This window comes from Neisseria subflava (genome assembly GCF_024205705.1).
Lineage (GTDB): Bacteria > Pseudomonadota > Gammaproteobacteria > Burkholderiales > Neisseriaceae > Neisseria > Neisseria subflava_D.
Genome location: NZ_CP073115.1, coordinates 485,963 through 498,354, shown reverse-complemented (window position 1 = coordinate 498,354; position 12,392 = coordinate 485,963). Strand labels below are relative to the sequence as shown.

The following is a 12,392-nucleotide window of genomic DNA, read 5'->3' as shown; positions in this document are numbered from 1 at the left end:
CAAAGGTCTCAGGCCGTCTGAAAGTCTTTCTTTCAGACGGCCTTTATTTAATCTCTATTAAATGAAGCGGTAAGCAGCGTTGAGCACAAAACTCAATCGCCCAATGCCGCTACCATCACCGCTTTAATCGTATGCATCCGGTTTTCTGCCTGATCAAACACAATGCTGGCTTCGCTTTCAAAAACTTCTTCCGTTACTTCCACGCCATTCAGGCCGAATGTCTCATAAATCCATTCGCCGACTTTGGTTTCGCGATTATGGAAAGCAGGCAGGCAATGCATAAACTTGACTTGCGGATTTTCCGCCGCTGCCATCAATTCTGGGGTAACGCGGTAACCTTTCAGCAAATCAATACGTTCCTGCCAAGCCTCTTTAGGCTCACCCATGCTGACCCACACATCGGTATGGATAAAATCCACGCCTTTCACGGCTTCTTTCACATTCTCCGTCAACAGAATCCGTCCACCGGTCTCTTTGGCAACAGCCTGCACCGTCTCGATAATGTTTTCAGACGGCCACAAACTTTTCGGCGCACCGATACGCACATCCATGCCCAGTTTCGCAGCCAACACCAGCAACGAATTGGCCATGTTGTAACGCGCATCGCCGACATAGGCAAACGCAATTTGGTTCAAAGGCTTGTAGCTATGCTCGCGCATCGTCAGCGCATCAGCGAGCATTTGAGTCGGGTGGAACTCATTGGTCAAACCGTTGAACACAGGCACGTCTGCATATTTGGCCAGTTCTTCCACTACATTCTGTCCAAAGCCGCGATACTCGATACCGTCAAACATCCGCCCTAAAACACGCGCCGTATCCTTAATGCTTTCCTTATGCCCGATTTGGCTGGCAGACGGCTCCAGATAAGTTACCCCTGCCCCTTGGTCGCGTGTGGCCACTTCAAACGCGCAACGGGTACGGGTCGATGTTTTCTCGAAAATCAGGGCGATGTTTTTTCCCTTCATCCGCTGCACTTCGCGCCCTGCTTTTTTAGCGGCCTTCAATTCGGCGGCAAGGTCGAGATAGGTGGTGATTTCTTCCGGCGTAAAATCCAAAAGTTTTAAAAAATGGCGGTTTTTCAGGCTCATGTCGTATTTCTCTTTTCTAGCGTGGGCGTTGCCCAACATTTTTCTCCATGCAGATTTCGTCGGGCTTCCACCGACCTTCTGCTACTCAATTTTTCAGCGTGCGAAGCCTGCCCCTAATGCAGCCTCTTATCCTCTCAAAACAAGGCCGTCTGAACCTCGCCTCGCTCCAAGGCAAGCAACGATTGTTTGCGGTTCAAACCACCTGCGTAGCCGGTCAGCTTGCCGTCGCTGCCGATAACGCGGTGGCAGGGAATCAGGATAGACACCTTGTTCTGCCCGTTTGCAGCGGCAACGGCGCGAATGGCTTTGGGATTACCCAACTGTTGCGCCTGCTCCTTGTAGCTGCGCGTTTCGCCGTAAGGAATGGTCAGCAGTGCCTTCCACACCCGCTGCTGAAAGGCCGTGCCTATCGTTTCCAAATGCGTCGCAAAAACTTTCAGACGGCCTTGAAAGTATAAATCCAATTCTTGGCGCAAAAGTTGCGTTTGCTCATTTTCTTGGAAAATAAACTGCCCGCGCAAAGCTTTTTGGACAGCCATTATTTCCTGTTCCATATGTTTTTGCCCGACAAATTCCAGCAGACACAAACCCTTGCTGCCGAACACCGCCAACATCTCGCCCAACGGCGTGGCAACCGTAGCCGCAGTCAGTTCGTTCGGGCTATCAGGATAACGCGTTTCCAACAGTCGGATAGCTCGGCGGATACGGACATATTCTTCAGGCGCACAACCAATACAGTCAATAAAATCCTGCTCGAACTGCTTGGCTTCGTGTTCAGTAAGACACTCGTGCAGCAAGGCTTCGAGAGTAGCGGGAAAGTCAGTTTCCAATTGCTCTCGGATTTCATTCCACCTTGATGGAAGGTCGTTTAAAGAAGGCAGAGTAATCATATTTTGCCTTGTCCAATTATCGATAACTTAAACGAAAACAAAAAGAGCAAAAGAATCATATCGCCCTATCGTTTTTCAAAGCCTATACGGCCTTTTCACTTCAACAAACGTTTCAACATACCTTCATATACTGCCGACAGCTTCGGAATATCTTCCAAACGTACGTTTTCGTTGATTTGGTGGATGGTCGCGTTAGACGGGCCTAATTCGATGAGTTCTTTGGCAATGGCTTTGATGAAGCGTCCATCCGAAGTACCGCCGGTAGTGGACAATTCGGCCTCAACGCCACAAATCTCGGCAATGGCTTCGCGCGCCACATCGGTCAGTTTGCCCGCGTGGGTTAGGAAAGGTTGGCCTGAACAAGACCACTGCAAATCGTATTGCACGCCGTGTTTGTCCAAAATGGCGTGGACGCGTTGTTTCAGCCCTTCTTCGGTGGACTCGGTAGAGAAACGGAAATTGAATTTGACGTTCAGCTCGCCCGGAATCACATTGGTCGCACCTGTGCCGCCGTTGATATTGGAAATTTGGAAACTGGTCGGCGGAAAGTATTCGTTGCCCTCGTCCCAGACTTCTTGTGTCAACTCTAACAAGGCCGGGGCAAAAGTATGCATGGGATTGATTGCCAAATGCGGATAGGCAATATGGCCTTGCTTGCCTTTGACGTTCAGATTGCCCGACAGCGAGCCACGGCGGCCGTTTTTCAACATATCGCCTAATTTATCCACGGCAGTCGGTTCACCGACGATACAGTAATCAATCAACTCGCCGCGCGCTTTCAACACATCGACGACTTTAGTCGTACCGTCCAGCGCATCGCCCTCTTCGTCGGAAGTAATCAGGAGCGCGATACTGCCTTGATGATCGGGATGTTCGGCAACGAAACGCTCGCAGGCGGTAACGAAGCAGGCAATGCTGGTTTTCATATCCGCCGCGCCGCGGCCATACAGACGGCCTTCACGCTCGGTCGGTTCAAACGGTGGCGAATCCCATTTTTCAACAGGGCCTGTCGGCACGACGTCGGTATGTCCGGCAAAGCAGAACACCGGAGCCTGCGTACCGCGTCGCAACCAAACATTTTTGGTGTCGCCAAAATGAAGCTCTTCTACGGCAAAACCGATTTTTTGCAGGCGTTCGGCCAGCAGTTGTTGGCAGTTTTGATCATCCGGCGTAACAGACGGGCGGGAAATCAGCTCTTTGGCAAGCTCTAGGGATTGAGTTTCGGTCATATTTGTTCACTTTGAGAAACAGGCCGTCTGAAACGTTCTGAAGATAATTTTCAGACGGCCTTGATTTATTTGAAGATACTGAATAGGCAGTCTGCCTTTCGGCATTCTGAGTTATTTTCCATGACAAGCTTCATACAGCGGCAGTAAGTCTTCCACTGTTTCCGCTATCCATTTCGCGACATCCTGCTTACCCAAATCATCACGCTCGATGTGTTTCCCGATACAGAAGAAATCTTTGTCGTCTCGAAGCTTTCTATCGCCGTCGCTTTGTTGGGCGACGGTACGATAATCGTCATATTCGCTTTCCGCGCCGTGCCACATATCGAAGGAAGCGTATTTTTCAGTATCAAAATTATCCAGCCAGCGGTTGTAATCAGGCAGCGCAATGGGAGAAACATCTGCTTTATAGCAATGCCAGTCCAAGCTGACGCTCAAACGGCGGCGATTCAGCAAAATCGATAAAATGGCTGCGGAATTTTTATATTGTTCGTATTTGAAATAGGCAAAGAAATGAGCGCGTACCTGCCAGCCGTTACACCAGCGTTCGATATGCGGCGGCGCGAACGGTGCACCCAATTCAGCGGCAACCTGCTGAATCAGCTGCTGCCATACCTGCCAGTTTTCTTTATAGTCTGCCTTGATTTGCGGAATGCTTTCAGGCTGGTATTTTTTAAGCTGGGAAAACTGGAAAAAAGGGATATTGAACAAATCGCAACTTTTTGGGGTCAGCATAGTGTATTCCTTGAGACGATTGTTTCAGACGGCCTTATTTGCGGCGGCGTGCGGCCATAATTTCGCCGATTTCGGTCAGTTTTTCTTTGGGGATAAAGGTTTTGCCCATATCAAACAGCGGCTCTTCAATCGCCAGATGAACATCATATCCTGCGACAAAGCGTTTGAACGTTTCCGCATCGGGGACATAGGCGTTGTCCGCTTCAAGCTTGGCAAATTCAGCCGCTACGCCGTCCCAGTTGTTGTGCAGGCTGATATGTTGGCGCAAAAGCTCGTCAACGCTTTCTTGAGCTTGCGGCGCATATTGCAATAGAAGCGGGAAGAAATTTTCTTCTTCATCTTCATGGTGTAATGGCGCGGCAACATTAAAATATTGGGCAATCTGGCGGATGGTTTGCAAAACGATTTGATTGCAGCCGTTTTCGGCAATATAGTCCGACAACATGGCAACCTGGCTGCAGAAACGGCGCACTTTGCCATGACAGGCGTACAGCATTTCAATGGGTTCGGCAAAAGTAACGCTTTTGGTTTCAAACGGATTCATGGTTTTGAGGTTTTATTCTTAAATTAATGTTTCCAGATTATAACAAAACAGCCTGCGCAAGGCAGGCTGTCTGTTTTCGAGCTTTAGACGGATTAGTCAACCAAAGTAACTTTACCGTTCATCAAAGCGCCGTGACCTGGGAAGGTACAAGCGAATTTGTATTCGCCGCCAGCCAATTTAGCAGGATCCAGAGTCAGGGAAGCTTCTTCGCCGCCGCCAACCAGTTTGGTGTGAGCAACAACGCGTGCGTCGTCAGGTTTAACGTAGTCAGTTGCAGCAGCACCGGCACCGTCTTTGAAAATACCGTCCATGTCTTCGGCTTTACCGACGACGATGTTGTGACCCATGCTTTCTTTAGGTTGGGTACCGGTGTGTTTCAAAGTGATGGTGAATTCTTTACAAGCTTTGCTTACTTGGATTTCTTTAGTGTTGAACTGCATAGCGTCGTTGGCTTCAACAGTAGTTGCGCAGTTGCCGGCAGCAGGAGCGGCGGCAGCATCGGCTGGAGCAGCTTCAGAGGCAGGAGCGGCATCGGCAGGTGCAGTAGTTTCTGCAGGAGCAGCTTCAGAAGCAGCGGAAGCAGCAGGTGCTTCAGCAGGTTTTGCAGCTTCTTGAGAGCATGCAGCCAAGCCGATAACGGCAGCGGAAATCAGAGCCAGATAAGCTTTCATTGATGTATCTCCTAATGATGAGAGTCTTGTTAAATTCTATTAATAGAACCCGCGCGAATATATTAACAAAGGCAAATGTCAAACTTAAACTTATTCACGCAGAGTGATAAGAAATTCAGGCGTTATTTTGCTACAAACTTCACACGAAATCAAAATTTCAGGCCAAGTTTACATCAGTTTACCTAAAAGAAAACAGTTACTGTTTAGGTCGTATTTCTTTAGTATTAGATGCTATCAGTCAAATGAAATAAATTTTAACATTTATTAACCATAATCCCATTCAGCATGATTTTAGCGGCTGTGCTTGCGTACCAATTCTGCCAATGCCGCTGCCAATTCGGGATGCTTACCTTCCAATTTGGCCGCAGCTGCATCGAAGCTGTCCAAAGCAGCCTCGCTCAATCGCAAGCTGTTGGTTTTCGGCTGAGGAGGCGGTTTTGGGACCACCCTGACCGCCACTTCGCGTATTCCGTCATGCAATGCTTGCAACTTAGGCAATATGGCAGGCAGGATCATTTTTAAACGCGAAGCAGCCATATTGTTGGCAGCAAGCAAAACCAATCTTCCGTCTTCTACGCAGGCCGTCTGAAAATGCGGATGCAGGTTGGCCGGCAAAACCGTTTTGACTTTTGCATCCAATTTCCGCCATTGTTGCGATTGTTGCAACAAGCCCGCCAGTAAATGATCGCGCTTGCCTAATTGTGCTAAATCCATAGTTTCAGACGGCCTCTCAGTAAATTAACCAAACAATTACAATTGAAATACAGCAAAACCGCCTTTATTTCAAACAGCATTACCGCGTTATACAAGCGCTTGTGTTAAAATCCCAATTTCGCCCACTATTATATCAAGGCGCAGGAATTATTCATGCTGACAAACATTGCTAAGAAAATCTTCGGCAGCCGCAACGACCGCCTGCTGAAACAATATCGTAAATCCGTTGCTAAAATCAATGCACTCGAAGAACAGATGAAAGCGTTGAGCGACGCAGATTTACAGGCCAAAACCGCCGAATTCAAACAACGCCTCGCTGACGGACAAACGCTAGATGATATTTTGGTTGAAGCCTTTGCCGTCTGCCGCGAGGCATCCCGCCGCGTATTGGGCATGCGCCACTTCGATGTACAACTGATCGGCGGTATGGTCCTGCACAACGGCAAAATCGCCGAAATGCGTACCGGTGAAGGTAAAACATTGGTGGCCACCCTTGCCGTTTACCTGAATGCATTATCAGGAAAAGGTGTACACGTCGTTACCGTCAATGACTACCTCGCCTCCCGTGACGCAGGCATTATGGAGCCGTTGTACAATTTCTTAGGCTTGAGCGTCGGCGTGATTATAGCCGATTTGCAACCTTTCGAACGCCAAACCGCTTACGGCGCCGACATTACTTACGGTACCAACAACGAATTCGGCTTCGACTACCTGCGCGACAATATGGTTACCGACCAATACGACAAAGTTCAGCGCGAATTGAACTTTGCCGTTGTCGACGAAGTGGACTCCATTCTGATCGACGAAGCGCGTACGCCGCTGATTATTTCCGGCCAGGCAGATGACAACATCCAGCTCTACCGCGTGATGGATGCCGTTCCGGCCCACCTTATCCGCCAAGAAACCGAAGAAGGCGAAGGCGATTACTGGGTGGACGAAAAAGCACACCAAGTTATACTAAGCGAAGCCGGTCACGAACACGCCGAGCAAATCCTGACCCAAATGGGCTTATTACAGGAAAACGACTCGCTCTACTCTGCCGCCAATATTTCCCTGATGCACCACCTCATGGCGGCATTACGTGCGCACACCCTGTTCCACAAAGACCAACACTACGTCATTCAAGACGGTGAAATCGTGATTGTGGACGAATTCACAGGCCGTCTGATGGCCGGCCGCCGTTGGTCCGAAGGCTTGCACCAAGCCGTTGAAGCCAAAGAAGGCGTAGAAATCAAACGCGAAAACCAAACGCTTGCATCTATTACCTTCCAAAACTACTTCCGCCTGTACAGCAAACTGTCTGGCATGACCGGTACGGCCGACACCGAAGCCTTCGAGTTCCAAAGCATTTACAACCTCGAAACCGTCATCATCCCGACCAACCGTCCGGTACAACGTAAAGACTTCAACGACCAAATCTTCCGCTCAGCCGAAGAAAAATTTGAAGCCGTTGTCAAAGACATTGCCGAATGCCACAAAAACGGCCAACCGGTTTTGGTCGGTACCACCAGCATCGAAAACTCCGAACTGGTTTCTGACTTATTACATAAAGCAGGTCTGCCGCATAACGTTCTGAACGCCAAAGAACACGAGCGCGAGGCATTGATTGTGGCCCAAGCCGGTAAAGTTGGCGCGATTACCGTTGCCACTAACATGGCAGGCCGCGGTACCGATATTGTCTTGGGCGGCAACCTCAAACATCAAATCGAAGCCATCCGTGCCGATGAAACCTTGAGCGAACAGCAAAAACAAGCGCAAATTTCCGCCCTTGAAAGCGGTTGGCAAGCCGAACACGACCAAGTTGTGGCCGCAGGCGGTTTGCACATTATCGGTACAGAACGCCATGAAAGCCGCCGTATCGACAACCAATTGCGCGGTCGCGCGGGCCGTCAGGGCGACCCCGGCTCCAGCCGTTTCTATCTGTCGTTTGAAGACCCATTGTTGCGCCTGTTTGCACTCGACCGTGCCGCAGCCATCCTCAACCGCCTGGCACCCGAGCGCGGCGTTGCCATCGAACACGGCCTGCTGACCCGTCAAATCGAAGGCGCACAACGTAAAGTCGAAGGCCGCAACTTCGATATGCGTAAACAAGTTTTGGAATACGATGACGTTGCCAATGACCAACGTAAAGTGATTTACCATCAACGTAACGAAATCCTGACCAGCAAAGACGTCAGCGATTTGACCCGCGAAATCCGCGCCGACGTTGTCAGCGACTTGGTTGATTACCACATCCCACCTGACAGCATGGAAGAGCAATGGGACATTCCGGCACTGGAGCACCAACTTGCCGCTGATTTCCGCCTCCATGTCGATATTAAAGGCTGGCTGAAAGAAGACAGCACTTTGGACAACCAAGACATTAAAGAACGCCTCATCAAACGCATCGAAGACGAATACGCTGAAAAAGTCGAATTGGTCGGCAAACAGGCTATGTCTGACTTTGAACGCAATGTTATGTTGCAAGTTATCGACAACCAATGGCGCGAACACCTCGCTGCTATGGACTACCTACGCCAAGGCATCCATCTGCGCAGCTATGCTCAGAAAAATCCAAAACAGGAATACAAACGCGAAGCTTTCGCCATGTTTGAAAACCTGTGGCGCGGTATCAAACAAAACATTGCCGCTTTGCTGACCGCCGTTCAAATCGAGCGCAACAGCGAATACGACCACACTGCCGCACAAAGCGTCAGCGATGTTCAAACCGTCCACTCCGATGCGCCTGATATGGAAGAATTGCTCGGTCAATCGCAAACCGATTTGGTGACCGAAGCGTTCGACCCGGACGGCACAGACTTCAGCCCTGAAGCGCTTGCACAAAACGGCCTGATTGTTCACCGCAACGATCCTTGCCCTTGCGGCAGCGGCCTGAAATACAAACAGTGCCACGGTAAATTGAACTAAGCAGTCATCTCAAAAGGCCGTCTGAACGGTGAAACGAGAATCTTTGATTTCGTTCTCACATCTGTTCAGACGGCCTGAGAATTATCCAAATAAGCAAAAAACTTCCAAACCCAATTTCAAAAGAGTATCCCTATGGCAGGCAATACCTTCGGACAAATCTTTACCGTTACCACTTTCGGCGAAAGCCACGGCGCAGGCTTGGGCTGCATCATTGACGGCTGCCCGCCCGGATTAGAATTGAGCGAAGCGGATATCCAATTTGACCTTGACCGCCGCAAACCCGGCACCAGCCGCCACGTTACCCAACGCCGCGAAACCGACCAAGTCGAAATCCTCTCCGGCGTATTCGAAGGCAAAACCACCGGTACACCCATTGCCCTCCTGATCCGCAATACCGACCAACGTAGCAAAGACTATGGTAATATCGCCACCAGTTTTCGTCCCGGACATGCTGATTATACCTACTGGCACAAATACGGTACACGCGACTATCGCGGCGGCGGTAGAAGTTCCGCCCGCGAAACCGCTGCCCGCGTTGCTGCCGGAGCAGTCGCTAAAAAATGGCTGAAAGAAAAATTCGGTACTGAAATTACCGCCTACGTGACCCAAGTCGGCGAAAAAGAAATCCAGTTTGAAGGTTACGAATACATTTCCCAAAATCCTTTTTTTGCCGCCAACCAAAGCCAAATTGAGGACTTGGAAAACTATATGGACAGCGTGCGCAAATCATTGGATTCTGTCGGCTCAAAACTTCATATCGAAGCGGCTAACGTCCCCGTCGGCTTGGGCGAACCGGTTTTTGATCGCCTCGATGCAGAAATTGCCTATGCCATGATGGGTATTAACGCCGTCAAAGGCGTGGAAATCGGCGCAGGTTTTGATAGCGTAACGCAACGCGGCAGCGAGCACGGCGACGAGCTCACGCCTCAAGGCTTCCTGTCCAACCACTCAGGCGGCATCTTGGGCGGCATCAGCACCGGACAAAACATTCATGTGAATATTGCCATCAAACCGACCAGTTCCATCACCACACCGCGCCGCAGCATTGATATAGAAGGCAACCCTGTCGAACTTGCCACACACGGCCGCCACGACCCCTGCGTCGGATTACGCGCCGCTCCGATTGCAGAAGCTATGCTGGCATTGGTCTTGATCGATCACGCCTTACGCCATCGTGCGCAAAATGCCGATGTTCAGGTTAATACACCGGACATTGCCAAATTGGAAAAATAACCGTTTATTTCTGAATATTCTCAGAAAAATTTAGCCAAATCACAGTCTTTATACTACAATAGCACCTTATTGTCGTATGACGAAAATACGGATTTATATTAGAGGAATACAACCGCAATGGCACAAGAAACCGCTTTGGGCGCTGCGCTGAAATCTGCCGTCCAAACCATGAGCAAGAAAAAACAGACAGACATGATTGCCGACCACATTTACGGCAAATATGATGTATTCAAACGATTCAAACCGTTAGCCGTCGGCATCGACCAAGACTTGGTTGCTGCCCTACCCCAATACGACCCTGCACTGATTGCACGCGTACTGGCTAACCACTGCCGCCGTCCGCGCTATCTGAAAGCCCTAGCTCGCGGCGGCAAACGTTTTGACTTGAACAACCGCTTCAAAGGCGAAGTCAGCGCAGAAGAACAAACCATCGCCCAACAGCACCCAGCCGTTCAACAGGCATTGGCTGCACAAGCCGAACGCCAAGCCGCTAAGGCTACCGCTGAAACAGAAGCGGCTCCTGTACAAGCGGAGACCAACAAAGCTGCCGAATAATGTTCAGACGGCCTGATAAGGCTTGCACTAAATAAATAGAGACCCCAATTCAATACGACATCTTTAACGTCGATGAATTGGGGCTTTTTTACTGTCTTAACCTTATAGTGGGCTGATTAAAAATAGCTTTGCCTGTTCATAACAAACTAAAATCTCCTCTTATGAACATAAGTAAAGGCCGTCTGAAATATCTTTCAGACGGCCTTTTGAAATAAAATAATCAATTAAAACACGGCTTGTAAAACCAAATAGCTGACAACAGACAAAACGGCAGCGGCAGGCAAGGTAATAACCCAAGCAAGGCCGATCGGTTTCATCAACTTCCAGTTGGCATTGCGGTTAACCAAGCCGATACCCAAAACTGCACCCACCAAGATATGGGTACTGGAAACAGGCAAGCCCATAAATGATGCGGCCATCACGACGGCGGCGGCAGAAAGCTCTGCTGAGAAGCCTGACGCGGGGTGCATTTCTGCCAAGCTGGTGCCTACGGTTTTAATCACTTCTTTACCGACAAACCATAAGCCGACGATCAAAGCGATACCGAAAGTCAACATGGCAATCGGCGGCACGGCGTTTTGGGCAGTAATGCTGTTGGTACGCAACACATCCATAATCGCGGCAAACGGACCAATCGCATTGGCAATATCGTTCGCACCATGGCTGAATGCGAAACCGCAAGCGGTAAATACCTGCATCCATGAGAACATTTGGAAAGTCGATTTATCCAAATCTTTGCGTTTTAAACTTTTGGCAAATACAAACGTACCCATCCAAATAGCCGCACCGATCATGAAAATGGTCAGGAAGCTGTTGACGTTGCTCATGCCCAAATGCAGATTTTTCAGACCTTTGAAAATCAACATGGCCGCAATCATCATGCCGCCGACAGAAGCGATAAACGGCACCCAAGAGTGCAGGGCTTTGTAAGAATCTACTTCGCCCTTACGGCTGTCAAAGCGGTGCAGACCGCGATAATACTCAGACTGCAATTCTTCAGGATCAAAGTCCGGCTCATCATAAATTTGGGCATCGTGCGCCATTTTGGTGGCGTATTCGACTTTTTCAGATTCACTCAAGGCTTCAAAAAACAGGCGGTGTTCTTCTTTATAGGCTTTCTTCTCCAGCTTGATGCCTTTGAGCGTATTATCGGCCCAAGAGTTGTAGTCCAAAACGTTTTTCTTAATTCGTGAAAACAACAGATAGGAAACGATACCGCCCAATACCGGAGACAAAATCCAAGACAAGGCAATTTCGCCCAACTTGTCCCATTGAATCAGCGCAACGGAATCCACACCGTTCAATGCCGCCATACACAAGGCACTACCGACGATACCGCCGATAATGGCATGTGTAGTGGAAACCGGCAGACCTTTGCGTGATGCGAAAAGCAGCCACAATGCCGCAGCCAAAAGCGCAGACATCATAATAAAGACAAACTGCATCGGATCCAGATGCATGCCATTCAAATCGATAATACCCTTACGGATGGTATCTGTTACCTCGCCGCCGGCAATCACTGCGCCGCTGACTTCAAATACTGCCGCAATCAGCAAAGCTTGCGGAATGGTCAATGTGCCGGAGCCGACACTTGTACCGAAAGAGTTGGCAATATCATTACCACCCACATTAAACGCCATGAAGACGCCGAAAAAGGTAGCAAGGATAAACAGGACTGAGTGGTTGTAGTGGGTATAACCCAAACCCCAATAAATAAAATAGCCGACCATGCTCACAAGCATAGCGGCAAAAACCGTATTAATCAGCTTCAAGTTCGCACTCGACTGAGTTTGAGCCATGGAAAGTTTCCTTTTGGAAAACATGTTGAG

At 49.4% G+C, this 12,392-nt stretch carries 11 protein-coding genes; 3 read left to right on the top strand and 8 right to left on the bottom strand.

The window, feature by feature from the left end; genetic code table 11:
* Positions 1–92: 92 nt before the first annotated feature.
* From argF to KCG54_RS02420, 7 genes are all read right to left on the bottom strand, one after another.
* A complete protein-coding gene (gene argF / locus KCG54_RS02450) occupies positions 93–1,088 on the bottom strand; it encodes an ornithine carbamoyltransferase (protein WP_254324978.1) in 996 nt (331 codons plus the stop codon).
* 134 nt (positions 1,089–1,222) lie between these two features.
* Positions 1,223–1,978: a methylated-DNA--[protein]-cysteine S-methyltransferase gene (locus KCG54_RS02445; protein WP_254324548.1), complete on the bottom strand. Its 756-nt coding sequence runs from the start codon at positions 1,976–1,978 to the stop codon at positions 1,223–1,225.
* 95 nt (positions 1,979–2,073) lie between these two features.
* Positions 2,074–3,207, bottom strand: a complete 1,134-nt coding sequence (dapE, locus tag KCG54_RS02440) for a succinyl-diaminopimelate desuccinylase (RefSeq protein WP_254324547.1) — start codon at positions 3,205–3,207, stop codon at positions 2,074–2,076.
* 111 nt (positions 3,208–3,318) lie between these two features.
* Complete coding sequence (locus tag KCG54_RS02435) at positions 3,319–3,939, bottom strand: glucose-6-phosphate 1-dehydrogenase family protein (protein WP_254324546.1); 621 nt, start codon at positions 3,937–3,939, stop codon at positions 3,319–3,321.
* Between the two features lie 34 nt (positions 3,940–3,973).
* Entirely contained in the window at positions 3,974–4,483 is a 510-nt protein-coding gene (locus tag KCG54_RS02430; RefSeq protein ID WP_101755895.1) for a hemerythrin domain-containing protein, read from the bottom strand.
* A 92-nt stretch (positions 4,484–4,575) separates the two neighbouring features.
* Positions 4,576–5,154 carry an azurin gene (gene azu / locus KCG54_RS02425; protein ID WP_254324545.1) on the bottom strand — a complete coding sequence of 193 codons (579 nt, stop codon included), beginning with the start codon at positions 5,152–5,154 and terminating at the stop codon, positions 4,576–4,578.
* Between the two features lie 291 nt (positions 5,155–5,445).
* On the bottom strand, positions 5,446–5,868 hold the full coding sequence (locus KCG54_RS02420) for a DciA family protein (RefSeq protein WP_254324544.1): 423 nt from the start codon (positions 5,866–5,868) through the stop codon (positions 5,446–5,448).
* 153 nt (positions 5,869–6,021) lie between these two features.
* Between KCG54_RS02420 and secA the strand changes: the two genes are divergently transcribed.
* The 3 genes from secA (at position 6,022) to KCG54_RS02405 (ending at position 10,563) form a co-directional block, all read left to right on the top strand.
* Positions 6,022–8,775, top strand: a complete 2,754-nt coding sequence (gene secA / locus KCG54_RS02415) for a preprotein translocase subunit SecA (protein WP_254324543.1) — start codon at positions 6,022–6,024, stop codon at positions 8,773–8,775.
* 132 nt (positions 8,776–8,907) lie between these two features.
* Positions 8,908–10,008 carry a chorismate synthase gene (gene aroC, locus KCG54_RS02410; protein ID WP_254324542.1) on the top strand — a complete coding sequence of 367 codons (1,101 nt, stop codon included), beginning with the start codon at positions 8,908–8,910 and terminating at the stop codon, positions 10,006–10,008.
* Positions 10,009–10,125: 117 nt separating this feature from the next.
* Complete coding sequence (locus tag KCG54_RS02405) at positions 10,126–10,563, top strand: ProQ/FINO family protein (RefSeq protein ID WP_254324541.1); 438 nt, start codon at positions 10,126–10,128, stop codon at positions 10,561–10,563.
* A gap of 224 nt (positions 10,564–10,787) precedes the next feature.
* Here KCG54_RS02405 and KCG54_RS02400 read toward each other — a convergent pair whose 3' ends face one another.
* Complete coding sequence (locus KCG54_RS02400) at positions 10,788–12,362, bottom strand: inorganic phosphate transporter (RefSeq protein ID WP_070460128.1); 1,575 nt, start codon at positions 12,360–12,362, stop codon at positions 10,788–10,790.
* Positions 12,363–12,392: the final 30 nt, after the last annotated feature.

Excerpts from the sequence above, each read along its gene's own strand:
- argF (WP_254324978.1), bottom strand. The coding sequence starts at position 1,088 with ATGAGCCTGAAAAACCGCCATTTTTTAAAACTTTTGGATTTTACGCCG.
- KCG54_RS02445 (WP_254324548.1), bottom strand. The coding sequence starts at position 1,978 with ATGATTACTCTGCCTTCTTTAAACGACCTTCCATCAAGGTGGAATGAA.
- dapE (WP_254324547.1), bottom strand. The coding sequence starts at position 3,207 with ATGACCGAAACTCAATCCCTAGAGCTTGCCAAAGAGCTGATTTCCCGC.
- KCG54_RS02435 (WP_254324546.1), bottom strand. The coding sequence starts at position 3,939 with ATGCTGACCCCAAAAAGTTGCGATTTGTTCAATATCCCTTTTTTCCAG.
- KCG54_RS02430 (WP_101755895.1), bottom strand. The coding sequence starts at position 4,483 with ATGAATCCGTTTGAAACCAAAAGCGTTACTTTTGCCGAACCCATTGAA.
- azu (WP_254324545.1), bottom strand. The coding sequence starts at position 5,154 with ATGAAAGCTTATCTGGCTCTGATTTCCGCTGCCGTTATCGGCTTGGCT.
- KCG54_RS02420 (WP_254324544.1), bottom strand. The coding sequence starts at position 5,868 with ATGGATTTAGCACAATTAGGCAAGCGCGATCATTTACTGGCGGGCTTG.
- secA (WP_254324543.1), top strand. The coding sequence starts at position 6,022 with ATGCTGACAAACATTGCTAAGAAAATCTTCGGCAGCCGCAACGACCGC.
- aroC (WP_254324542.1), top strand. The coding sequence starts at position 8,908 with ATGGCAGGCAATACCTTCGGACAAATCTTTACCGTTACCACTTTCGGC.
- KCG54_RS02405 (WP_254324541.1), top strand. The coding sequence starts at position 10,126 with ATGGCACAAGAAACCGCTTTGGGCGCTGCGCTGAAATCTGCCGTCCAA.
- KCG54_RS02400 (WP_070460128.1), bottom strand. The coding sequence starts at position 12,362 with ATGGCTCAAACTCAGTCGAGTGCGAACTTGAAGCTGATTAATACGGTT.